The organism is Acetobacter estunensis, assembly GCF_019083805.1.
Taxonomy (GTDB): Bacteria; Pseudomonadota; Alphaproteobacteria; order Acetobacterales; family Acetobacteraceae; genus Acetobacter; species Acetobacter estunensis_A.
In genome coordinates this window covers 1-466 of the sequence record NZ_JAHRDV010000088.1, presented here as the reverse complement: position 1 = coordinate 466, position 466 = coordinate 1, and the positions used below count along the sequence as shown (strand labels likewise).

At 54.7% G+C, this 466-nt stretch carries 1 rRNA gene; it reads left to right on the top strand.

Annotation, left to right across the window (positions count from 1 at the left end):
- A 16S ribosomal RNA gene (locus KUA11_RS17105) occupies positions 1–466 on the top strand; the annotation flags it as partial.

Here is a 466-nt window from a genome sequence, read left to right as displayed (position 1 = left end):
CCCTACGGGGTGCAGCAGTGGGGAATATTGCACAATGGGCGCAAGCCTGATGCAGCCATGCCGCGTGTATGAAGAAGGCCTTCGGGTTGTAAAGTACTTTCAGCGGGGAGGAAGGTGTTGTGGTTAATAACCGCAGCAATTGACGTTACCCGCAGAAGAAGCCCCGGCTAACTTCGTGCCAGCAGCCGCGGTAATACGGAGGGTGCAAGCGTTAATCGGAATTACTGGGCGTAAAGCGCACGCAGGCGGTTTGTTAAGTCAGATGTGAAATCCCCGCGCTTAACGTGGGAACTGCATTTGAAACTGGCAAGCTAGAGTCTTGTAGAGGGGGGTAGAATTCCAGGTGTAGCGGTGAAATGCGTAGAGATCTGGAGGAATACCGGTGGCGAAGGCGGCCCCCTGGACAAAGACTGACGCTCAGGTGCGAAAGCGTGGGGAGCAAACAGGATTAGATACCCGAGTAGTC